The organism is Nocardioides sp. NPDC057767, assembly GCF_042798275.1.
Lineage (GTDB): Bacteria > Actinomycetota > Actinomycetes > Propionibacteriales > Nocardioidaceae > Nocardioides.
This window is the reverse complement of record NZ_JBHVKJ010000027.1, coordinates 56,375-77,676: the sequence shown is the minus strand read 5'-3', so window position 1 is coordinate 77,676 and position 21,302 is coordinate 56,375. Positions and strand designations below refer to the sequence as shown.

The 21,302-nt window shown below is 68.7% G+C and carries 20 protein-coding genes; 15 read left to right on the top strand and 5 right to left on the bottom strand.

Translation table 11 applies throughout. From position 1 onward, the window contains the following. The first annotated feature begins 39 nt into the window (after nt 1–39). The 7 genes from atpA (at nt 40) to ACFVDI_RS15545 (ending at nt 6,855) form a co-directional block, all read left to right on the top strand. Nucleotides 40–1,680 (top strand): F0F1 ATP synthase subunit alpha, encoded by a 1,641-nt coding sequence (gene atpA, locus ACFVDI_RS15575; protein ID WP_378906508.1) that lies wholly within the window; start codon nt 40–42, stop codon nt 1,678–1,680. A 3-nt stretch (nt 1,681–1,683) separates the two neighbouring features. Then, nucleotides 1,684–2,610, top strand: a complete 927-nt coding sequence (locus tag ACFVDI_RS15570) for a F0F1 ATP synthase subunit gamma (protein ID WP_378906506.1) — start codon at nt 1,684–1,686, stop codon at nt 2,608–2,610. Between the two features lie 26 nt (nt 2,611–2,636). Then, complete coding sequence (atpD, locus tag ACFVDI_RS15565) at nt 2,637–4,073, top strand: F0F1 ATP synthase subunit beta (protein ID WP_045547376.1); 1,437 nt, start codon at nt 2,637–2,639, stop codon at nt 4,071–4,073. Then, the gene (locus tag ACFVDI_RS15560) at nt 4,073–4,465 is read left to right on the top strand and encodes a F0F1 ATP synthase subunit epsilon (RefSeq protein WP_328529275.1); all 393 of its coding nucleotides are present in this window, start codon (nt 4,073–4,075) and stop codon (nt 4,463–4,465) included. The genes atpD and ACFVDI_RS15560 overlap by 1 nt, the downstream gene beginning before the upstream one ends. A 21-nt stretch (nt 4,466–4,486) precedes the next feature. Continuing rightward, nucleotides 4,487–4,933, top strand: a complete 447-nt coding sequence (locus ACFVDI_RS15555) for a DUF2550 domain-containing protein (RefSeq protein ID WP_378906504.1) — start codon at nt 4,487–4,489, stop codon at nt 4,931–4,933. Nucleotides 4,934–5,037: 104 nt separating this feature from the next. Next, nucleotides 5,038–5,649, top strand: a complete 612-nt coding sequence (locus tag ACFVDI_RS15550; protein ID WP_378906502.1) for a DUF1707 and DUF4870 domain-containing protein — start codon at nt 5,038–5,040, stop codon at nt 5,647–5,649. Between the two features lie 45 nt (nt 5,650–5,694). Continuing rightward, on the top strand, nt 5,695–6,855 hold the full coding sequence (locus ACFVDI_RS15545; protein ID WP_378906500.1) for an MFS transporter: 1,161 nt from the start codon (nt 5,695–5,697) through the stop codon (nt 6,853–6,855). A 93-nt stretch (nt 6,856–6,948) separates the two neighbouring features. On the opposite strand, the gene ACFVDI_RS15540 is transcribed toward ACFVDI_RS15545, so the two are convergent. Beyond that, nucleotides 6,949–10,116: an SNF2-related protein gene (locus ACFVDI_RS15540; protein WP_378906498.1), complete on the bottom strand. Its 3,168-nt coding sequence runs from the start codon at nt 10,114–10,116 to the stop codon at nt 6,949–6,951. A gap of 376 nt (nt 10,117–10,492) precedes the next feature. On the opposite strand from ACFVDI_RS15540, the gene ACFVDI_RS15535 reads away from it, so the two are divergent. Further along, complete coding sequence (locus ACFVDI_RS15535) at nt 10,493–11,473, top strand: helix-turn-helix domain-containing protein (protein ID WP_378906496.1); 981 nt, start codon at nt 10,493–10,495, stop codon at nt 11,471–11,473. 7 nt (nt 11,474–11,480) lie between these two features. Here the strand turns inward: ACFVDI_RS15535 and ACFVDI_RS15530 are convergent, their stop codons facing one another. Then, complete coding sequence (locus ACFVDI_RS15530) at nt 11,481–12,053, bottom strand: cob(I)yrinic acid a,c-diamide adenosyltransferase (RefSeq protein WP_378906494.1); 573 nt, start codon at nt 12,051–12,053, stop codon at nt 11,481–11,483. Between the two features lie 197 nt (nt 12,054–12,250). Here ACFVDI_RS15530 and ACFVDI_RS15525 point away from each other — a divergent pair, with 197 nt between their 5' ends. The 6 genes from ACFVDI_RS15525 to ACFVDI_RS15500 all read left to right on the top strand — a co-directional run bounded on the left by ACFVDI_RS15525 (nt 12,251) and on the right by ACFVDI_RS15500 (nt 18,268). Next, nucleotides 12,251–12,559, top strand: a complete 309-nt coding sequence (locus ACFVDI_RS15525; protein WP_378906492.1) for an STAS domain-containing protein — start codon at nt 12,251–12,253, stop codon at nt 12,557–12,559. Between the two features lie 83 nt (nt 12,560–12,642). Beyond that, nucleotides 12,643–14,670, top strand: a complete 2,028-nt coding sequence (locus ACFVDI_RS15520) for a protein meaA (protein WP_378906490.1) — start codon at nt 12,643–12,645, stop codon at nt 14,668–14,670. A gap of 122 nt (nt 14,671–14,792) precedes the next feature. Then, on the top strand, nt 14,793–15,233 hold the full coding sequence (locus ACFVDI_RS15515) for a DUF6069 family protein (RefSeq protein WP_378906488.1): 441 nt from the start codon (nt 14,793–14,795) through the stop codon (nt 15,231–15,233). A 23-nt stretch (nt 15,234–15,256) separates the two neighbouring features. Next, complete coding sequence (locus ACFVDI_RS15510; protein WP_378906486.1) at nt 15,257–16,138, top strand: NAD(P)/FAD-dependent oxidoreductase; 882 nt, start codon at nt 15,257–15,259, stop codon at nt 16,136–16,138. Between the two features lie 32 nt (nt 16,139–16,170). Continuing rightward, nucleotides 16,171–16,347 (top strand): hypothetical protein, encoded by a 177-nt coding sequence (locus tag ACFVDI_RS15505; RefSeq protein WP_378906484.1) that lies wholly within the window; start codon nt 16,171–16,173, stop codon nt 16,345–16,347. An 82-nt stretch (nt 16,348–16,429) separates the two neighbouring features. After that, a complete protein-coding gene (locus ACFVDI_RS15500; RefSeq protein WP_378906482.1) occupies nt 16,430–18,268 on the top strand; it encodes a bifunctional metallophosphatase/5'-nucleotidase in 1,839 nt (612 codons plus the stop codon). A gap of 102 nt (nt 18,269–18,370) precedes the next feature. On the opposite strand, the gene ACFVDI_RS15495 is transcribed toward ACFVDI_RS15500, so the two are convergent. Both ACFVDI_RS15495 and nucS read right to left on the bottom strand, forming a co-directional pair. After that, nucleotides 18,371–18,646, bottom strand: a complete 276-nt coding sequence (locus ACFVDI_RS15495) for a hypothetical protein (protein ID WP_378906480.1) — start codon at nt 18,644–18,646, stop codon at nt 18,371–18,373. 62 nt (nt 18,647–18,708) lie between these two features. Beyond that, nucleotides 18,709–19,383 carry an endonuclease NucS gene (gene nucS, locus ACFVDI_RS15490; RefSeq protein ID WP_378906478.1) on the bottom strand — a complete coding sequence of 225 codons (675 nt, stop codon included), beginning with the start codon at nt 19,381–19,383 and terminating at the stop codon, nt 18,709–18,711. 88 nt (nt 19,384–19,471) lie between these two features. Here nucS and ACFVDI_RS15485 point away from each other — a divergent pair, with 88 nt between their 5' ends. Beyond that, nucleotides 19,472–20,638 (top strand): 3-hydroxyacyl-CoA dehydrogenase NAD-binding domain-containing protein, encoded by a 1,167-nt coding sequence (locus ACFVDI_RS15485; RefSeq protein ID WP_378906476.1) that lies wholly within the window; start codon nt 19,472–19,474, stop codon nt 20,636–20,638. A 126-nt stretch (nt 20,639–20,764) separates the two neighbouring features. Here ACFVDI_RS15485 and ACFVDI_RS15480 read toward each other — a convergent pair whose 3' ends face one another. Beyond that, the gene (locus tag ACFVDI_RS15480; protein WP_378906474.1) at nt 20,765–21,280 is read right to left on the bottom strand and encodes a polyketide cyclase; all 516 of its coding nucleotides are present in this window, start codon (nt 21,278–21,280) and stop codon (nt 20,765–20,767) included. Between the last annotated feature and the right edge of the window lie 22 nt (nt 21,281–21,302).

Genomic DNA, 21,302 nt, shown 5'->3' with positions numbered 1-21,302 from the left:
GACACAGACTTCGACGTAAGAACGAGAGAGAAGGCAGAGATGACGGAGCTCACCATCCGTCCCGACGAGATCAGGGACGCGCTGGCAAAGTACGTCGCGGACTACAAGCCCGAGGCGGCGAAGACCGAGGAGGTCGGCACTGTCGCGCGGACCGCTGACGGCATCGCCCAGGTCTCGGGCCTGCCCTCGGCCATGGCGAACGAGCTCCTCGAGTTCGAGGACGGGACCCTCGGTCTCGCCCTGAACCTCGAGACCCGCGAGATCGGTGTCGTCATCCTGGGCGACTTCGACAAGATCGAGGAGGGCCAGTCGGTCCGGCGTACGGGCGAGGTTCTCTCGGTCCCCGTCGGTGACGGCTACCTCGGCCGCGTCGTGGACCCGCTCGGCAACGCGATCGACGGCCTCGGCGACATCGCGACGGTCGGCCGCCGCGCCCTGGAGCTCCAGGCTCCGGGCGTGATGCAGCGCAAGTCGGTTCACGAGCCGCTCGCCACCGGCATCAAGGCGATCGACGCGATGACCCCGATCGGCCGTGGCCAGCGTCAGCTGATCATCGGTGACCGTGCGACCGGTAAGACCACGGTCGCCATCGACACGATCATCAACCAGAAGCAGAACTGGGACTCGGGCGACCCCGACAAGCAGGTTCGCTGCATCTACGTCGCGATCGGCCAGAAGGGCTCGACCATCGCCTCCGTGCGTGGCGCCCTCGAGGAGGCCGGCGCGCTGGAGTACACCACCATCGTGGCCGCTCCCGCGTCCGACTCCGCCGGCTTCAAGTACCTCGCCCCCTACACCGGCTCGGCCATCGGTCAGCACTGGATGTACGAGGGCAAGCACGTCCTGATCGTCTTCGACGACCTGACCAAGCAGGCCGAGGCCTACCGCGCCGTGTCGCTGCTGCTGCGTCGCCCGCCGGGCCGTGAGGCCTACCCGGGTGACGTCTTCTACCTGCACTCCCGCCTGCTGGAGCGCTGCGCGAAGCTCTCCGACGACATGGGTGCCGGCTCGATGACCGGTCTGCCGATCATCGAGACGAAGGCCAACGACGTCTCGGCGTTCATCCCGACCAACGTCATCTCCATCACCGACGGTCAGATCTTCCTGCAGTCCGACCTGTTCGCGGCCAACCAGCGTCCGGCGATCGACGTCGGTGTCTCGGTCTCTCGCGTCGGTAGCGCCGCGATGACCAAGGCCATGAAGGCCGTCACCGGCTCGCTCAAGGTCGACCTCGCGCAGTACCGCGCGATGGAGGCCTTCGCGATGTTCGCCTCCGACCTGGACGCGGCCTCGAAGCAGCAGCTGGCCCGTGGTCAGCGCCTCATGGCGCTGCTCAAGCAGCCGGCCTACTCGCCCTACCCGATCGACGAGATGACCGTCTCGCTGTGGCTGGGAACCACCGGCCGCCTGGACATCGTCCCGACCGCGGACGTGCTCAAGTTCGAGCAGGAGTTCCTCGACTACCTGCGCCGCTCCCACGAGGGCATCCTGGCCGCGATCCGCGAGTCGCTGAAGTTCGAGGACTCCACCGAGTCCGCGCTGAGCGGTGCCTACGACAGCTTCCTCGACCAGTTCGAGACCTCGGAGGGCGCCTCGGTCAAGCCGGGTTCCGCCAAGGAAGAGGCCCTGGCTGACGAGGACGTCGAGCAGGAGCAGATCGTCAAGCAGAAGCGGGGCTGACCCATGGCCGTGTCAGTGCGTGAACTCCGCGCGCGGATCAAGTCGACGGAGTCGATGAAGAAGATCACGCGCGCCATGGAGCTCATCGCTGCGTCCCGGATCATCAAGGCGCAGCAGCGGGCCAATGCGGCCGCGCCGTACGCCCGTGAGCTCACCCGCGCCGTCTCGGCGGTGGCGACCTACTCCAACGTGGATCACCCGCTGACCACCGAGCCGGAGGCGCCGAAGCGCGCCGCCGTGCTGGTGGTCACCAGCGACCGTGGTCTGGCCGGCTCCTACTCCTCGAGCGTGCTCAAGGAGGCCGAGGGCCTGGTCGAGAAGCTCAAGGCCGAGGGCAAGGAGGTCGACCTCTACGTCACGGGACGTAAGGCCGAAGCCTTCTACAAGTTCCGCGGCCGTTCCGTGGCGCAGGCCTGGACAGGCTTCTCCGACCGTCCGGACTACGACGCGGCCAAGGAGATCGGCGAGAAGCTGATCGAGGTCTTCGTCGAGGGCACCGAGGCCGAGAAGGCCGTCGCCCCCGGCGTCGACGAGGTCCATGTGGTCTACACGCGGTTCATCACCATGATGACGCAGAAGCCCACCGCCGTACGTCTCCTGCCCCTGGAGGTCGTGGAGGGCACCGAGGCTCCGGCCGAGGGTGACGTCCTGCCGCTCTACGAGTTCGAGCCGTCGGCCGAGGCCGTGCTCGACTCGCTGCTCCCGCAGTACGTCGTGAGCCGGATCTGGTTCGCGCTGCTGCAGGCGGCCGCCTCCGAGCTGGCCCAGCGTCAGAAGGCGATGAAGTCGGCTACCGACAACGCCGACGAGCTCATCAAGAAGTTCACCCGGGTTGCCAACCAGGCTCGCCAGGCCGGCATCACCCAGGAGATCAGCGAGATCGTCGGTGGCGTGAACGCGCTGGCCGACGCCCAGGCTGCGAACGACTGAGAACCCACAGAAAGACTGACTAGAAAATGACCGCACAGGTTGACGAGAAGACCACGACGGGCCGCATCGCCCGCGTGATCGGCCCGGTCGTCGACGTGGAGTTCCCCGTCGACGCCATGCCGGAAATCTACAACAAGCTCGAGGTCGAGGTCACCGTCAACGGTGAGACCTCCGTCCTGCCGCTCGAGGTTGCCCAGCACATCGGTGACGGCATGGTCCGCGCGATCTCGCTGAAGCCGACCGACGGCGTCGTCCGCGGTGCCACCGTGACCGACACCGGCGCGCCGATCACCGTGCCCGTGGGTGACGTCACCCTCGGCCACGTGTTCAACGCGACCGGTGACATCCTGGATGTCGACCCGTCCACGGTCGAGGTCAAGGAGCGTTGGGGCATCCACCGCAAGGCTCCGGCCTTCGACCAGCTCGAGTCCAAGACCCAGATGTTCGAGACGGGCATCAAGGTCATCGACCTCCTCACCCCCTACGTGACCGGTGGCAAGATCGGTCTCTTCGGTGGTGCGGGCGTCGGCAAGACCGTCCTCATCCAGGAGATGATCGCCCGAGTCGCCAAGAACCACGGTGGTGTCTCCGTGTTCGCCGGTGTCGGCGAGCGCACCCGTGAGGGCAACGACCTCATCCACGAGATGCAGGAGGCCGGCGTCTACGACAAGGTCGCCCTGACCTTCGGCCAGATGGACGAGCCGCCGGGCACGCGTCTTCGCGTGGCCCTCTCGGCGCTGACGATGGCGGAGTACTTCCGCGACGTCCAGGGCCAGGACGTGCTGCTGTTCATCGACAACATCTTCCGCTTCACCCAGGCGGGCTCCGAGGTCTCCACCCTGCTGGGCCGGATGCCGTCCGCGGTGGGCTACCAGCCCAACCTCGCCGACGAGATGGGTCTGCTCCAGGAGCGGATCACCTCGACGCGTGGTCACTCGATCACCTCGATGCAGGCGATCTACGTGCCGGCCGACGACTACACCGACCCGGCTCCGGCGACCACCTTCGCCCACCTCGACGCGACCACCGAGCTCTCCCGTGAGATCGCTTCGCTGGGTATCTACCCGGCGGTGGACCCGCTGACGTCGACGTCGCGAATCCTGGACCCGCAGTACATCGGTCAGGACCACTACGACTGCGCCGTCCGCGTCAAGCAGATCCTCCAGCGCAACAAGGAGCTGCAGGACATCATCGCGATCCTGGGTGTCGACGAGCTCTCCGAGGAAGACAAGATCATCGTCTCCCGCGCTCGCCGGATCCAGCGGTTCCTCTCGCAGAACACCTACGTCGCCAAGCAGTTCACCGGCATCGAGGGCTCGACGGTTCCGGTCAAGGACACCATCGAGGCGTTCAACAAGATCGCCGACGGTGAGTACGACCACGTCGCCGAGCAGGCGTTCTTCATGTGCGGTGGCCTCGACGACGTCGAGGCGAAGTGGGCCGAGATCCAGAAGAGCCTCTGATGACGGACGCACTTCAGGTGGAGCTCGTCGCTGCAGACCGTGTGGTCTGGAGCGGCGGGGCCACCATGGTCATCGCCCGAACGGTCGACGGTGATGTCGGCATCCTGCGCGGTCACGCGCCGGTGCTGTCGGCTCTCACCGAGGCGGTCGTGGAGATCACTCCGGAGGAGGGCACCGAGGTCATCGCGACCGTCGACGGTGGCTTCCTCTCGGTGGCCAACGACCGCGTCTCGATCCTCTCCGAGCACGTGCTGCTGGCCCACGAGATCGACCTCAACCAAGCTCAGGTCGAGCTCGAGGAGGCCCGTCGCCTGCTCGGCACCAACAACGACGCCGAGAAGCGCATCCGTCATGCCGAGGCACGCATCCGCGCTGTCGAGAAGGCCTCCTAGGGGAAAAGGGGCGATACCCGGATGGCATGGTGGGAGCTGCTCTTGGTCGTTGTGGCCGCATCGCTTCTGCTTGTCCTCGCCTATGGCATCGGGATCGCCGTACGGCGCCGCCTGCTCGCTCGCAACGGCGGCGTCTTCGAACTGAGCCACCGCGTCCGGGACACCCGTCCCGGGCGCGGTTGGGTCATCGGAATCGGGCGCTACTCCGGTGATGCACAGCTGGAGTGGTTCCGGATCTTCTCGCTCTCGCCCAAGCCCAAACGGGTCTGGCGCCGGACCGAGATGGCCTACATCTCCAGCCGCTCTCCCGAGGGGATCGAGGAGCTGGTCCTCTACCCCGAGAGCCTGATCGTGACCTGCGAGGTCAACGGCGAGCACATCGACCTGGCGATGGACCCGCAGACTCTGATCGGCTTCCAGGCGTGGCTCGAGTCCCGCCCGATGCGGTCCACCTGGACCGTCTTCTGAGCCTTCCTCCTTCGACCGTCCCCGGCACAACACCGGGGTCGGTCGGTTTGCTTTCGGGGGCTTCCCCGATTGCCCGGAGGGCTTCTGCGGCGGATCGTTGAGGTATGTCCTCAACCGCTCCCATTCCCACCCCGCCCGCTCCGCCCGCTCCGCCCGCTTCGCCTGCTGGCGATGAGCTCCGCTGCACCGACGCCGATCGCGAGCGCGTGATCGACCTGCTCAAGGCCTCCTACGCCGACGGCCGGCTCGACCAGGCCGAGTTCGACGTCAGGTTCGACCTGACCATGAAGGCGAAGACGTACGCAGCGCTGGAGCCGATCACCCGCGACCTGGTTGCGCAGCCCACCCCGGCCCCGGCGCCGGCCAAGCCCGCCCGCGACCTGCTGCCACCGCCGACCACCGAGGAGCGGCTGCTGGCCGCGCTCGCCCAGGCCACGACCTGGGTGCCGGTCGTCGTCGGCCCCGCGATCCTCTACTACACCGTCGGCAAGCGCTCCGAGTTCGTGAAGCACCACGCCGCCGGCGCCCTCAACCTGCAGCTCACCCTGCTCGCCGTCACGATCGTGACCTTCGGGCTCGGTGGCGCGCTCTACGGGATCGCCTGGGTCCTGGCGACCGCCTTCGCGGTCGTCGCGCTCGCCGGTGCCCCGCTGCGCCAGCCGTGGGTGCTGCCGATCTTCGGACGCGGCGGTCCCTACGAGAAGAAGCGGGACTGAGACCACACTCCGTGGGCACGTCCTGGAGGCCACTAGCCTTTACCCGTGACGCCTCTTCACCGTGCCCAAGCCGGATCGGTGGTGGCGTTCGCCACCAACGGGCTGCTGTCCGCGACCTTCATCTCCCGTATCCCCGCCCTGCGCGAGAGCCTCGGTCTGACCAACTCTGCCGTCGGCCTGATGCTGCTGGCGATGGGGATCGGGTCGGTCGCCGCGCTGCCGCTCGCCGGGGGGCTGGTGATGCGCTGGGGTGCCGCTCGGGTCGTACGCCGCTGCGCGGTGCTCTGTGCAGCCGCCCTGACCATGGTGGCGATCTCCGGCAGCTGGCTGGGACAGGCATGGCTGGTGGCGGTGTTCCTGGTGGCGTACGGCGTCGGCTACGGGGTCTGGGACGTCGCCATGAACGTCGAGGGTGCCGCGGTCGAGCGGCTGGGTGGCAAGACGCTGATGCCGCAGCTGCACGCGATGTGGAGCGTCGGCACCGTGCTCGGTGGGCTGCTGGGCATCGCCCTGGTGGGTACGTTGCCGACGGTGTGGCACATCGCCGGCGTCGCGGCCGTCGCTCTGGCGATCTGCTGGTGGGGGACCGCCGGGTTCCTCCCGACCGCGGCGCCGCCGGAGGGGCATTCGCCACGGCGTGAGCTGCTGGCCGCCTGGCGCTCGCCCCACACCCTGCTGCTGGGCCTGATGGTGCTCGCCTTCGCCGCGGCGGAGGGAAGCGCCAACGACTGGGTGTCGCTGGCGATGATCGACGGCTACGACGTCAGCCATCGGGTCGGCGTGGCGTGCTATGCGGTGTTCGTCCTCTGCATGAGCCTGGCCAGGTTTGCCGGCGCGAAGGTGATCGACCGGATCGGCCGGCAGCCGGTACTGATCACCTCGGCGGCGCTGGCGGGCGCCGGGATCGTGCTGACCGTGTTCGCCGGCTCGTTCGGGCTCGCCCTGGCCGGGATCGTCCTGTGGGGCTTCGGCGCCGCCCTGGGCTTTCCGCTGGGGATCAGCATCGCCGCCGACGACGAGACCCGGGCAGCGGCGCGCGTATCGGTCGTCTCCACGCTGGCCTATGGCGCCTTCCTCGGATTCCCGCCGATCCTCGGTGCCGTGGGGGACCAGATCGGCACCCTGCGCGCGCTCCTGGTCGTCGCGGTCCTGATGCTCCCTGCGGCGGCGCTCGCCGGGACCGTGGCGCGCCGGCGGGCGGTGTAACACGCTGTTCGTGGGACTATCCGGTCGTTCTGACAGGGCGAGTAGTCCTACGAACGACGTGTTACACGAGAGCGACGCCCCCGCCCGCCCGTTTCAGTCGAAGAGTGCGCGGATGTCGTCGGCGCCGATGGTGGATCCCATGGCACCCTCGCCGTCCACGACCTTCGCGAAGAGCTCGGCCTTGCGCTCCTTGAGCTCCATGACCTTCTCCTCGATCGTGTCGGTCGAGACCAGCCGGTAGACCATGACGTGCTGGGTCTGGCCGATCCGGTGGGCGCGGTCGACGGCCTGGGCCTCGGCGGCAGGGTTCCACCACGGGTCGAGCACGAAGACGTAGTCGGCCTCGGTCAGGGTCAGACCGACGCCTCCGGCCTTCAGCGAGATCAGGAAGACCGGGGCATCTCCGTCGCGGAAGCTCTCGATCACCGCACCACGGTCACGGGTAGCACCGTCGAGATAGGCGGCGTCGATGCCGGCCTCCGCGAGCCGGGTGCGGGCCCGGCCGAGGAACGAGGTGAACTGGCTGAAGACCAGCGCCTTGTGGCCCTCGGCGGCAAGCTCCTCGATGTGGTCGACCAGGGTGTCGAGCTTGGCCGAGCCGATGTGGTCGTCCTCGGGGTCGACCAGGCCGGGATCGAGGGAGAGCTGGCGCAGCCTGGTCAGTGCGCTGAGGATCGCGACCCGGTTGTCGTTGAAGTCGTCGAGCAGGTGCAGGATCCGCTGCCGCTCCCTGGCCAGGTGGGCGTCATAGATCTTGCGGTGGGCCGGGTTGAGGTCCACGCCGAGCACCTGCTCCTGCTTGGGCGGCAGGTCGTCGGCGACGAGCTCCTTGGTGCGTCGCAGCAGGAACGGGCGCAGCCGGGTCCGGAACCGGCGCAGCGCTCCGTCGTCGCCCGACTTCTCCACCGGAGAGACCACCGTGTCGCGGAACATCCGAGGGCTGGGGTAGAGCCCCGGCGCGGTGATCGAGAGCAGCGCCCACAGCTCCATCAGCCGGTTCTCGAACGGTGTGCCCGTGACCGCGAGACGCCAGCGGGCGTCGATGCGGCGGGCGGCTGCGTACGTCTTGGACTGGTGGTTCTTGACCTGCTGGGCCTCGTCGAGGACGAGACCGGCCCACGGGCGCCCGGCGAAGGCGTCCTGCTCGAGCCGGAGGATGGCGTAGGTGGTGACCACGACGTCGGCGTCCTCGCGGGCCTCGGCCACGGAGTCGACGCGCTTGCTGACCGTGCTCACTCGGAGGCCGGGAGTGTGGCGGCGGGCCTCCTGGACCCAGGCCGGGACGACCGATGTCGGCGCCACCACGAGGTAGGGGGCGCGCGGGCCGGGCTCCGAGTGCACGGCATGGGAGATGGTGGCCAGCACCTGCAGCGTCTTGCCCAGACCCATGTCGTCGGCGAGGATCCCGCCGAGGCCCTGATCGTGCAGGAACGCGAGCCAGTGGAAGCCGTCGAGCTGGTAGTGGCGCAGCTCGGTGGCCAGACCGGTCGGCTCCGGCCGCGGGATCTCGCGCAGGTCACGCAGCGCCTGGGCCCGTCGGACCCATTCGGCGGCCTGCTGGTCCACGACGCCCAGCTCGGCGAGCTCGGCCCAGACCCCGAGGTCGTGCTTGCCGACCGCGATCCCGTCGCCGGTGCGCTGGTGGAGCTGCCCGGCGGCCTCGACGACGTTGCGCAGCCGGTCGAGCTCGGGGCGGTCCGTGGTGATGTAGGTGCCGCTGGGGAGGATCAGGTGTTCGTCGCCCCGGGTCAGTGCCGCGAGCACGTCGGGCAGCGGGACGGCCTCGCCGCCGATCCGGATCACCACCTGCAGGTCGAGCCAGTCCTGGCCGATCCCGGCGCCGCCCTCGGGGGAGGTGATCTCGAAGGAGATCTCCGGGTCCTCGTCGGTCTCGCGGAACTCGGGCCGCTCCACCTCGGTGACCTCGACGCCGTCGACCTCACGCAGCGCCGGGAGGTCGTGGATGGCGAGCGCGAGCGCGTCGCCGTCACGTACCTCCTGCTTGCGGAGCAGCTCGGCGGAGACCTTGTCGCGAAGGACGGCCTCCGCGGCCGGATCACGGACCAAGCCGAGATCCTCGCGGGAGTCCACCGGGTAGTGACGTACGCCGTAGGACCACGTCCAGCCGAGCGTGGCATGTGTCGAGCTGCGCCAGGTGACCGTCAGGCTCAGGCGCGGCGCGGGAGGCGCCGGGATGTCCAGGGAGTCGTCGGTCGAGCGCAGCGGGACCAGACGAGCCAGCGGGCCCAGCAGGGCGCTGAGCGTGCCGATCTCGGGCTCGGGGACGGTCAGCGGCTCTCGGGCGGTCACCAGCCGCTGCGCATGCGTCGACAGCGGCCCGGCCAGGTCGCCGAGGTGGAGCACGCCGGCGTCGAGCACGCCCACCGAGCGGGTCGGGCGACCGATCGGCAGCACGGTCGGGCCGGCGTAGACGCGGTCGCCGTGGGCCAGGCCGAAGCGGAGGACGGCCTCGCCGTCCTCACGGCGCAGCTCGCCGGCGAGCGAGAGCGGCTCATCGAAGATCACCACGCCGCGTACGTTCTCGCCGGGCAGCACCGTCACGCCGCCACGGATCGCGTCGCGGAGCAGGCTGACCGCGTGCTCGCCGAAGTCAGCGAGGCTGAGCGAGGAGCCGCGGGCGTAGAGCAGCCGGTCGGGCCGCAGCTGCCGGGCCAGCTCCTGGAGAGGGAGCAGCTGGCTGCGCGGGAAGTCCTTGCCCGGCAGCGCGCCGGGGATGTTGGACCAGTCGGCGCCGGTCTTCGCCCAGCGCTCGCGGTTGCCCATCCGCATCGGCCGGAGCTCGACCGTGGGGGAGCTCGCGACCGCCGACCGCGGGCTGTGCACGTCGATCTCGAGCGCCAGCGCCGGCAGGTCGTCCTCGGGCTTGTTGTCCTCGGCGAGCTGGCCGAGCAGCGTACGCAGCTCCGTCTCCCACAACGAGCTCGGCGACGCCGCCGCGGTGCGTGAGCCGGTGAGCACCAGGCCCAGGGCGGCACCGTGCTTGCAGCTGTTGCGTACGGGGCAGGTGCACGAGCTGGTCACCCGGTCGACGCCGTTCCTGGACTCCAGGCTGAGGGTCGCGCGGTAGGGGACGGGGCCGCTTCCCCGGACCTCGGCCGTGGCACGCAGCGTGCCAGCGACCTCGCTGATCTGGGGCTCGGCGACGCGGCCCTCGGTCGCGTAGGCCTTGCCGCGCTCCATGGTCTGTGGGTCGAAGGTCTCGCGGAGCAGGTCGTTCGTGAGAGCTTCGAGCGAGGACACCCGACCTAGTCTTCCAGCATGAGGGCGGTTCTGCGACTTCGTGGACGCTGGTGGTGAGGAGCGTCTCGTTCGTTGCGGTGGCGGTGGTCTAGACCAGAGGCGCAGCCTGATGGGGTTTCGGTGCATTCATGGGTCTGCATAGCCGCGCGTCCGTCGCGGACATGCGGGCAACCGAATCCGAACCCGTCGCGACGACTTCGTCGCGCAAAAGTAGAGCCACCTCGATCCGAGCGGGGGGATCCGGACCGAGGTGGCGATGAATACTTTCGGCCAAGTCGGCGGTGAATGCAAGTCGAACCGCCATGGCGGGAATGTGACGTGTCGTATATCTGCCATGATGTCCGTCGTTCTTCCCTCACTACGAAAGGGTTCTCGGATGCTCGATGCGCTCGGTCTCGACAATCTCGAGGAGACGGTCTACCGCCAGCTGGTCGGCGCGCCGTCGGCCAACCTCGACGAGCTGGCCGAGGCGGCCGACCTGGACAGCTTCGCGGTCTCCGCGGTGCTGGCCACGCTGGAGGGCAAGGGGCTGGTCGCCCGAGCGTCGGCGGGGCAGGACAGATACGTCGCCTCGCCTCCGGCGGTGGCTCTCGGGGCGCTGCTGGTCCAGCGGCAGGACGAGCTGCGACGCGCACAGGTCGAGATGACCGAGCTCGCCGGTCTCTACCGCGGCTCCGTCGCTCGCCGGGACGTGGCCGACGTCGTCGACGTGGTGCACGGCACCGAGGCGATCGCCCAGCGGTTCGCCCAGCTGCAGTACTCGGCGAAGAAGTGCATCCAGGCGTTGCAGAAGCCGCAGGCCGCGGTCGTCACACGGGAGGACGCGGACGAGGCCGAGCGGGCCGCGATCGAGCGCGGCGTCAGGCACGACATCGTGCTGGAGCGCTCCGTCTTCGACACGCCGGGCATCTACGAGACCATCGACTCCGGGCTCGAGATCGGCATCGAGCTCCGGGTGGTGCCGACCGTGCCGCTGCGCGCCTTCATCGTCGACCGCGAGATCGCCCTGATCCCATTGATGAACAGCGAGCACAACACGGTCCAGGACGCGCTGCTGCTGCACCCCAGCGGTCTGCTCGACGCGATCATCGCCCTCTTCGACCTGATCTGGAACTCGGCGCCGAAGCTGGTCGCGACGCCCGAGGGTACGGTCGAGACGGCCGCCGACCGGCTCGAGCCGCTGGACACCAAGGTGCTCTCGCTGCTGCTGGCAGGTCTGACCGACGCCTCCATCGGGGCGCAGCTCGGGTTGTCGCTGCGTACGGTCCAGCGGCGGGTGCGCCAGATGATGGACCGTGCACGGGTCGACACCCGCCTCCAGCTCGGCTACGAGGCGGGTCGTCGCGGCTGGCTGTGAGCTCTGGCTAGCGCTCGCCGCCCGGCACCCACAGGACGTCGCCCTGCTCGCGGTTGGCGTGCCGGGCGAGGATGAAGAGCAGGTCGCTGAGGCGGTTGAGGTAGGTCAGCGCGAGCTTGTTCATGGTCTCGCCGTGCACCTCGTACGCAGCCCAGGCGGCCCGCTCGGCACGGCGCGCGACCGTGCGGGCCACGTGCAGATGGGCCGCGGCGACGGTGCCGCCGGAGAGGATGAACGAGCGGAGCTTCTCCAGCGGCTCGTTGTAGTCGTCGCACCAGGCCTCGAGCCGGTCGATGTAGGCCTGCTCGACGCGCAGCGGCGGATACTCGGGGTCGGGGACGACCGGGGTCGAGAGGTCGGCACCGACGTCGAAGAGGTCGTTCTGGATGGTCGTCAGCACCTTGACGACGTCCTCGTCGATGCCGCCATGGGCCAGCGCGACACCGATCGCCGCCCCGGCCTCGTCGGTGGTCGCGTACGCCTCCAGCCGCAGGTCGGTCTTCGCGGTCAGGCTCATGTCGCCGAGCCGGGTCTCGCCGGCGTCGCCGGTGCGGGTGTAGATGCGTGTCAGGTTGACCATGCGCTGAGCCTATGCGGACGGGCCAGTTCTCGGCGAGCGTGGTCGTTTGACAGAAAATAGTGACGGAAGTGACGAACGGGGCTGTTGAGGTGCAACCAATCCCAGCTGCCGCGCGTCATAGTGGGCGAGAGGGAGCGCCAACTCGTGGGTAGAGCCTTCTGGGTGAGGGCAGCCCATTTCTGGGGATGGAGGCAGGCATGGAGATCGTGATCGACGGGCCGACGCTGGTGCTGAACGGCGACTTCGACGTACGCAGCACCTGGATGGCCCGCAGTGTCATCTACGACCACCTCGAGTCGGTCGAGGGTGATGTCGTGCTCGATGTCTCCGGTGTGTCCAGTGCGGACGTGACGGCGCTGAAGCTGCTCGCTGTCGCGACCCGGCAGGCTCACGCCGAGGGTCGCCGTCTCACACTGCAGGGCTGCACGCCCGCGGTGCGGCGTATGCTCCACCTCTCCAGGCTCTATCGTGTACTCGAGGTGGAGAACTCGCCGCTCATCGCGTAGTCGGTAAAGAGTGGGCAGGCGAGTGACATCTTCCACACCGGACCCGGTTACTGATCGGTAACCGAGGGGCTAGCATGCCTCTTATGACGGACACCACGCCTTCCGAGCAGAGCCGCCCGGCGAAGGATCGCTCCTGGCTGATGCGGACGTACGCCGGCCACTCGACCGCCGAGGCGTCCAACGAGCTCTATCGCACCAACCTCGCCAAGGGGCAGACCGGTCTCTCGGTCGCCTTCGACCTGCCCACGCAGACCGGCTACGACCCCGACAGCGCCCTCGCCCGTGGCGAGGTCGGCAAGGTGGGCGTGCCGATCATGCACATGGGGGAGATGCGCAAGCTCTTCGACCAGATCCCCCTCACCGAGATGAACACCTCGATGACGATCAACGCGACCGCCATGTGGCTGCTCGCGATGTACCAGGTCGCCGCCGAGGAGCAGAACCCCGACATGGACCCGGCCGAGGTGGCCGCCAAGCTCGCCGGGACCACCCAGAACGACATCATCAAGGAGTACCTGTCCCGGGGGACGTACGTCTTCCCGCCGGAGCACTCCCTGCGCCTGATCAGCGACATGATCGCCTACACCGTCCACCAGATCCCGAAGTGGAACCCGATCAACATCTGCAGCTACCACCTGCAGGAGGCCGGCGCGACGCCGGTGCAGGAGATCGCCTACTCGATGTGCACCGCCATCTCGGTGCTCGACGCGGTCAAGGCCTCCGGTCAGGTCTCCGAGGAGGACTTCGGCAAGGTCGTCGGCCGGATCTCGTTCTTCGTGAACGCGGGCGTGCGGTTCGTCGAGGAGATGTGCAAGATGCGCGCCTTCGTCCAGCTGTGGGACGAGATCACCCGTGAGCGCTACGGCGTCGAGGACCCGAAGATGCGCCGCTTCCGCTACGGCGTCCAGGTCAACTCCCTCGGCCTGACCGAGGCGCAGCCGGAGAACAACGTGCAGCGCATCGTGCTCGAGATGCTCGCGGTGACGCTGTCCAAGAACGCGCGGGCGCGCGCGGTGCAGCTGCCCGCCTGGAACGAGGCCCTGGGCCTGCCGCGTCCGTGGGACCAGCAGTGGTCGCTGCGCCTGCAGCAGGTGCTGGCCTACGAGTCCGACCTGTTGGAGTACGGCGACCTCTTCGACGGCTCGCCGGTCGTGGAGGCCAAGGTGGCCGAGCTCGTCGCCGGCGCCAAGGAGGAGATCGACCGGGTCCAGGCCATGGGGGGCGCGATCGCCGCGGTCGACACCGGTTACATGAAGTCCGAGCTGGTCTCCTCACACGCCCGCCGTCGCGCCGCGATCGAGTCCGGCGAGGAGATCATCGTGGGCGTCAACAAGTTCACGACGACCGAGCCGAGCCCGCTGACCGCCGACCTGGACGCGGCGATCATGGTCGCCGACCCCCGCGCCGAGGAGGCTGCCAAGGCCTCCCTCGAGGCGTGGAAGGCCGAGCGTGACGAGTCGGCCGTCTCCGAGGCGCTGGCCGCGCTGGCCGCCGCCGCGAAGACCGACGCCAACCTGATGGAGGCCACCCTGGCCGCTGCCCGTGCGGGCGCGACCACGGGGGAGTGGGCCGGCACCCTGCGCGAGGTCTTCGGCGAGTTCCGGGCACCCACCGGTGTCTCCGGTGCCGTCGGTGCCGCGGAGGCGGGCGCCGAGCTGGCGGCCGTACGCGACCGGGTCAAGGCCACCGGCGAGGAGCTCGGCGTCAAGCTGCGCATGCTCGTCGGCAAGCCGGGCCTGGACGGTCACTCCAACGGCGCCGAGCAGGTCGCGGTGCGGGCCCGTGACGCCGGTTTCGAGGTCATCTACCAGGGCATCCGGCTCACCCCGGAGCAGATCGTCGCCGCAGCGGTCGCCGAGGACGTACACGTGGTCGGGCTCTCCATCCTCTCCGGCTCCCACATGTCGCTCGTGCCCTCGGTGGTCGACGGGCTGCGCGAGGCGGGCCTGGGCGACGTACCCGTCATCGTGGGCGGCATCGTGCCCGAGTCCGACGCCAAGGCGCTGCTCGCGTCGGGGGTAGCGGCGGTCTACACGCCCAAGGACTTCAGCCTCACCGAGATCATGGCCGACATCGTCGAGGTCATCCGTAAGGCCAACGACCTCTCCTGAGTCCGCCGTCGACACGTCTCCCGAAAAAACTTTCGGGAGACGTGTCGATTCTGCGTGCGGCCGTTCGTGGAAGGGGCAGAGGGAGGCGGACAGCGCCTCCCGCCACCTCACGGGAGAACGAGATGTCCACGATCACCACCGCCCAGCAGACCTACTCCAACCGCGCCGCGCGCGCCGCCGGCTCGGCTGCCCGCAAGTCGGTCTGGCTCCATGGCCTCGGCGCCACCGTTGCCGCCAGCGCGGTCGTCACCGTCCTCGCCGTCGTCGCCTCGGCGGCAGGGGTGAGCTTCGAGACCGCCAGCGGCACGATCCCGCTCGCCGGCTACGCCCAGCTGACCGCATTCTTCTCGCTCATCGGCGTCGCGATGGCTGCGGTGATGGCCCGCGTCGCCCGTCGCCCGCGGCGTACGTTCGTGGTCACCACCGTCGTGCTGACCGTCGCCTCGCTCGTGCCCGACGTGACCTTCGGCTTCGACGCCGCCAGTGCGGTCGTCCTGATGCTCATGCACGTCGTGGCCGCCGCCATCGTCGTCCCGGTGCTGGCTCGTCGCCTCGCGGAGTGACCAGGGCTAGTAGCCTGCCGCGCATGCGGGTAACGGTGGTCGGAGCCGGAGTCATCGGGCTCTCGTGCGCGGTGCGGTTGCTGGAGGCCGGTCACGAGGTGAGCATGATCGGCCGGGAGCGTACGAGCGGAACCACCTCGGCGGTGGCCGGCGGGTTCTGGTTCCCCTACCTGGCCGAGCCGCGCGAGCGGGTGATGGTCTGGGCGGCCGAGACCTTCCTGGAGCTCGCCCGGCTGGCTCGTGAGGAGCCCGAGGCAGGCGTACGCATGGTCCACGGCACCCAGCACAACCCCGGGTCCGACCTGTGGTGGGCCGCGCCGATCACCGACCTGACCGTCGGCGAGAACCGCGCGGAGTTCACCGCCCCGATCGCCGAGATGCCGGTCTACCTGCCGTGGCTCGAGCGGCAGGTCACCGAGGCCGGCGGGAGCATCACCACCGGGACCGTCGACGACCTGGAGAGCCTGGACGCCGATGTCGTGGTCAACGCGACCGGCCTCGGCGCGCGGGAGCTGGTCGGCGACACCAGCCTCTATCCGGTCCAGGGGCAGATCGTCATCCTCGAACCGGGCGCCACCGAGGAGTGGCTGGAGGCCGAGGGCGAGGCGCCCTCCTACGTCTTCCCGCGCGGCGGGGACACCGTGGTCGGAGGTACGTCGGTCCCGCACGCCTGGGGCCAGAGCCCGGACCCGCGTACGGCCGAGCGGATCCTGGCCGACGCCACCGCTGCGGTGCCGGAGATCGCGAACGCCCAGGTCAGGGCGCATCTGGTCGGCCTCCGCCCGGCCCGTCCGTCGGTCCGGCTGGAGCGCGAGGGACGGGTGGTGCACTGCTACGGCCACGGCGGCGCCGGGGTGACCCTGAGCTGGGGCTGTGCCACCGACGTGGCAGCCCTCGTGAAGTAAGGCTTGCCTAACTCTGCTGTTACCCTTCGAGGGTGGCCAAAAAGAGGAAGCCTCCCAAGACGGAGTGCTGCGTATCGAAGTCGCGCTGCAAGCGGTGCCCGATCCGGATGCTCAAGGAGGGCACGCTGCCCGAGGGCATGACGGTCAAGAAGCGGCGCCTGGTGACCCTCGACGGCAAGCCGGTCAAGAAGAAGCATCTGGCTGCTTGAGCGGAAAGGCGGCGCCAAGTTGTGCCCGAGGTGGTAGGAATTGCCTTGCAGACGATTACCTACTCGTGCAAGGACGTTACCGATGCCTCACGCCACCCGCCGCTCTGTCCTGTCCGGTGCTGCTGTCACGGGCGCCGCGGCGCTGAGCGCTGCCGGCTACACCGCCACTCCGGCCCATGGTGCGATCAGCGCGGGAAAGGGTGACACGGTCCGGCTGACCGTGCTCGGCACGACCGACCTGCATGGCAACGTCTTCAACTGGGACTACTACAAGAACGCCGAGTTCTCGAACAGCGCCGGCAACGAGATCGGCGTCGCCAAGGTCAAGACGCTGATCGATGCCGTGCGCCAGGAGCGTCGCGGTGAGCCGATCCTCACGATCGACGCCGGCGACACCATCCAGGGCACCCCGCTGGCCTACTACTACGCCCGGATCGACCCGATCACCGAGGGCGCGATCCACCCGATGGCGCGGGCGATGAACCTGGTCGGCTACGACGCCGCGGCGCTGGGCAACCACGAGTTCAACTACGGCATCGACACCATCCGGAAGTTCGAGGAGCAGGTGGACTTCCCGATGCTCGGCGCCAACGCGGTCGACCCGTCGACCAAGCTGCCGGTCTTCCCGCCCTACGTCATCAAGGACTACGACCTCGGCCGTGGCCGCCGCCTCCGGGTGGGTGTGCTCGGTCTGACCAACCCCGGCATCGCGATCTGGGACAAGGCCAACGTCGAGGGTCGGATGGAGTTCCCGGGGCTGGTCGAGCAGGCCAAGATCTTCGTGCCCGAGCTCAAGAAGGCCGGCTGCGACCTGGTCATCATCAGCGCTCACTCCGGCGCCGACACCTCCAGCTCCTACGGTGACGAGCTGCCCCCGGAGAACGCCTCCACCCTGGTCGCCGAGCAGGTGCCGGACGTCGACGCGATCCTCGTCGGCCACGCCCACCGGGAGATCACCCAGCGCTACGTCACCAACACCGAGACCGGCAAGCAGGTGCTGCTGACCGAGCCGCTCTACTGGGGCATGCGCGTCTCCGTGATGGACCTGGTCGTACGCCGCGAGAAGCGCCGAGGCCGGCCCCGATGGGTCCTGGAGTCGGCGACCTCGCAGACGCTCAACTCCAACACCGTCGACCCCGACCCGGAGGTCTCGGCCGCCGTCCAGGAGCAGCACGACGTGGTCGTCGACTACGTCAACTCCGTCGTCGGCACCTCGGCGGTGGAGATGCTGGCCGCGCGGGCGGTCGTCGAGGACGTACCGATCATCGACTTCATCAACTTCGTCCAGGCCGACGCGGTCAAGGCGGCGCTCACCGGCTCCGACGCTGAGCTGCCGGTCATCTCGATCGCGGCCCCGTTCAGCCGTGCTGCGGCCTTCCCTGCGGGTGAGGTGACCGTACGCGACGTCGCCGGTCTCTACATCTACGACAACACCCTGATGGCGGTGCGCATCACCGGCGCCCAGCTCAAGGACTACCTCGAGTTCTCCGCCCGCTACTTCAAGCAGGTCAGCGGCACCGGTCCGTTCCCGATCGACCAGGTGACCAACGCCCCGACCGGCACCGCGCCCAACGGCACGCCCGACTACAACTTCGACACGATCGCCGGCCTGGACGCGCCGCTGACCTACGACATCGACATCTCCGTCCCGGTGGGCTCGCGGATCACCGGCCTCTCCTATGGAGGCGTTGCGGTCACCGATGCGCAGGAGTTCGTGCTCGCGGTCAACAACTACCGCCAGTCCGGCGGCGGCGGCTTCCCGCACGTCACCGACGCCACCGTGGTCTACAACCAGCAGGTCGAGATCCGTCAGCTGCTCATCGACTGGGTCACCGCCAACCAGGTCATCGACCCGGCCGCCTTCGCCTCGGTCGACTGGCGCCTCGTCTCCGGTGGCGAGCCCATCACCGTCAACTCCTGACCTGCCGAGTCGGCTCGTTCTGACCGAAAACCCCGCCGAGTCGGCTCGTCATGACGGGCCGACTCGACGCGGTTCCGGGTCAGGACGGGCCGACTCGATCGATCAGCGGGGGTTGATCCAGTTGAGCAGCTGACTCATCGAGATCAACAGGTCGTCCAGCCGCCGCTCGACGCTGTCCAGACGCGCGTTGACGCTGTCGATCGCGGCATCGGTGCGCTCCATCCGCCCCTTGATCGCATGGAACTCCGCCGTGTGCATCTGCTGCATCGTCAGGAGATCGATCATGATCGTCTCGACGTCGCTCACGGACAGGCGGCCCCCAACGCCATGCCCCGAGTAGTTCATGGACATGGCGCGAATCTTGTCACGCAGTTCCATGCGAAACGTATGGAATGGTGTTTCGCCGACGTGAACTTGCCTGACCGTGCACCAACTGTTGGTCAGAAGAGTCTCTCGGTCGGGTCATCGAGGCCGCGAAGCGCGTCGTAGTCGACGATTGCGCAGGTGATGCCGCGGTCCTCGGCGAGCACGCGGGCCTGCGGTTTGATGGCCTGGGCTGCGAAGATGCCGCGCACCGGGGCCAGCAGCGGGTCGCGGTTGAGCAGCTCGAGATAGCGCGTCAGCTGCTCGACTCCGTCGATCTCGCCGCGTCGCTTGATCTCGACGGCGACCGATTTCCCGTCGGCGTCGCGACACATCAGGTCGACCGGGCCGATCGCGGTCGGGTACTCGCGGCGTACCAGGGTCAGGCCCTCGCCCAGCGTCGCCGGGTGGTCGGCGAGGAGCTCCTGGAGGTGCTTCTCGACGCCGTCCTTCTGCAGGCCGGGGTCGACGCCGAGGTCGTGGGACGACTCGTGGTGGATCTCTTCGATCAGGATGCGCAGGGTGTCATTGGTCTTGGAGGTGACGGTCCACTCGATGCGGCCGTCGTCGGACTTGCCCTCCGAGAGGGTGCACGGCGGCGACATCCAGTTGAGGGGCTTGTAGGAGCCCCCGTCGGAGTGGACCAGCACCGATCCGTCGGCCTTGAGCATCAACACCCTGGTGGCCATCGGGAGGTGGGCGGTGAGCCGCCCCGCGTAGTCGACCTGGCAGGTGGCAACGACGAGTCTCACCGGGAGAACGTATCGCATGGGCCCATGTGAGCAGCGTCACGCCGTCAGGGGTTACTCATGGGTAATAAATTTGGCAGTCTTCCGTCGCATGACGGTTTCGACCCAGGGTTCCATCCACGACGTGCTCGTACTGCCCTACCTCAACCACGCGATTCGCATGCTCGAGTCGGGCTACGCCACCGCCACCGACATCGACAACGCCATGTGCTTCGGCTGCGGCTACCCCCAGGGACCGCTGGCCACGGTCGACGAGATCGGCGCTTCTGTCGTCCGCGACGCGCTGCTCGCCCGCTTCGAGGAGACCGGCGACAACCTGCACAAGCCGGCCGACCTGCTGACCAAGATCTCCGACGAGGCCGGGACGTTCGCTGCGGTGGCCGGGGACCACGTACGCGCCCCGCAGCTGCGCCGCACGATCGAGAAGATCGGCGTGGTCGGCACCGGCACGATGGCCTCCGGCATCGTCCAGGTCTTCGCCCAGGCCGGCTACGAGGTCGTCTTCGTCGGCCGCTCGCAGGAGAAGCTCGACGGAGTGGTCGCCGGGATCACCAAGTCGCTCGACAAGGCCATCGCCAAGGGCCGCTCGGACGAGGCGACCAAGGCCGCCGTGCTCGGCCGCCTCACCGGGAGCACCTCGCGCGAGGACCTCGCCGAGGCGGACCTGATCGTCGAGGGCATCGCCGAGGACCTCGAGGTGAAGACCGAGCTCTTCAAGGACCTCGACCGGATCGCCAAGCCCGGCGCCATCCTGGCCACGACCACCAGCTCGATGCCGATCACCGAGCTCGCCAAGGTCACTGCACGCCCCGGCGACGTCATCGGGATGCACTTCTTCAACCCCGCGCCGGTGATGAAGCTCGTCGAGGTGGTCACGACCGACCTCACCTCGGCCGAGGTCGACGAGACCGTGCGCGCGCTGTCCGCCGCGGTCAAGAAGGTGCCGGTCTCCTGCGGTGACCGCTCCGGCTTCATCGTCAACGCCCTGCTGTTCCCCTACCTGAACGACGCCGTCAAGCTGCACGAGTCCGGTGTCGCCATGGACGAGATCGACGCCGCGATCAAGGAGTCCGCCAAGTTCCCGATGGGCCCCTTCGAGCTCCTCGACGTCGTCGGCAACGACGTCTCCCTGGCGATCCAGTCCGAGCTCCGCAGCGAGTTCGGCGAGCCCGGCTTCGACCCCGCCCCTCTCCTGGTCCAGAAGGTCCAGGAGGGCAAGCTCGGCCGCAAGACCGGTGAGGGCTTCCACACCTACTGATCCCCCCCCGGCCGAGGCGTCACCTACGTCGGCCGAGGCGTCACCTACGCGAATCGAGTCGGCACTCCGGTGCCGGCTCGATTCGCGCGTGTGACGCCTCGGCCTGCGGGGGCGACGCCTCGGCGGTCAGGGGCGGGGGTAGCCGCGGCGTACGGCTCGCTCCAGGATCCCAAGCGTGGCTCGGATCGACTTCTGGTCGATGACCGGGAAGATCGGCTTCCACTCGGGGAGGGCGGTGGACCAGTCGCAGTACGAGGTGACGCGGGTGTCGCCGGTGTCGAGCTGCTCGAGCTGGTAGCCGAAGCGGTGGCCGATCGGCGGCTTGATGGTGCCGTCGATGGTCCACTCGATCGACCGGTCGGGCTCGAAGCCGGTGATGATCACGGTGACGTCGTACCTGCCCATGGGGTAGTCGCCGAGGGCCTCGCGGTCCATGTGGACGACGAACCGGTCGCCGATCGCGGCCACGGCGGATCCCTCCGCCGACTGGAGCATGCCGGAGGCGTCGATGGCGACGTGGCCGTCGGGGTCGACCAGTACGGCGAAGATGTCGGTGGGGGAGGCTGGGATGATCCGCTCGGCGTCGATGCGTTCGGTCTCGGTGGGCTCGGTGGGCTCGGTGGCACGGGTCTGTTCGGTCACGGGTCCCGAATCTAGCGGCGTC

Bases quoted from the DNA above. Each gene is read 5' to 3' on its own strand.
- ACFVDI_RS15495 (WP_378906480.1), bottom strand. From the start codon at position 18,646: ATGGAACTGCGTGACAAGATTCGCGCCATGTCCATGAACTACTCGGGG.
- atpA (WP_378906508.1), top strand. From the start codon at position 40: ATGACGGAGCTCACCATCCGTCCCGACGAGATCAGGGACGCGCTGGCA.
- ACFVDI_RS15555 (WP_378906504.1), top strand. From the start codon at position 4,487: ATGGCATGGTGGGAGCTGCTCTTGGTCGTTGTGGCCGCATCGCTTCTG.
- ACFVDI_RS15570 (WP_378906506.1), top strand. From the start codon at position 1,684: ATGGCCGTGTCAGTGCGTGAACTCCGCGCGCGGATCAAGTCGACGGAG.
- ACFVDI_RS15535 (WP_378906496.1), top strand. From the start codon at position 10,493: ATGCTCGATGCGCTCGGTCTCGACAATCTCGAGGAGACGGTCTACCGC.
- atpD (WP_045547376.1), top strand. From the start codon at position 2,637: ATGACCGCACAGGTTGACGAGAAGACCACGACGGGCCGCATCGCCCGC.
- ACFVDI_RS15520 (WP_378906490.1), top strand. From the start codon at position 12,643: ATGACGGACACCACGCCTTCCGAGCAGAGCCGCCCGGCGAAGGATCGC.
- ACFVDI_RS15530 (WP_378906494.1), bottom strand. From the start codon at position 12,053: ATGGTCAACCTGACACGCATCTACACCCGCACCGGCGACGCCGGCGAG.
- ACFVDI_RS15550 (WP_378906502.1), top strand. From the start codon at position 5,038: ATGTCCTCAACCGCTCCCATTCCCACCCCGCCCGCTCCGCCCGCTCCG.
- ACFVDI_RS15515 (WP_378906488.1), top strand. From the start codon at position 14,793: ATGTCCACGATCACCACCGCCCAGCAGACCTACTCCAACCGCGCCGCG.
- ACFVDI_RS15485 (WP_378906476.1), top strand. From the start codon at position 19,472: ATGACGGTTTCGACCCAGGGTTCCATCCACGACGTGCTCGTACTGCCC.
- ACFVDI_RS15525 (WP_378906492.1), top strand. From the start codon at position 12,251: ATGGAGATCGTGATCGACGGGCCGACGCTGGTGCTGAACGGCGACTTC.
- ACFVDI_RS15510 (WP_378906486.1), top strand. From the start codon at position 15,257: ATGCGGGTAACGGTGGTCGGAGCCGGAGTCATCGGGCTCTCGTGCGCG.
- ACFVDI_RS15560 (WP_328529275.1), top strand. From the start codon at position 4,073: ATGACGGACGCACTTCAGGTGGAGCTCGTCGCTGCAGACCGTGTGGTC.
- ACFVDI_RS15500 (WP_378906482.1), top strand. From the start codon at position 16,430: ATGCCTCACGCCACCCGCCGCTCTGTCCTGTCCGGTGCTGCTGTCACG.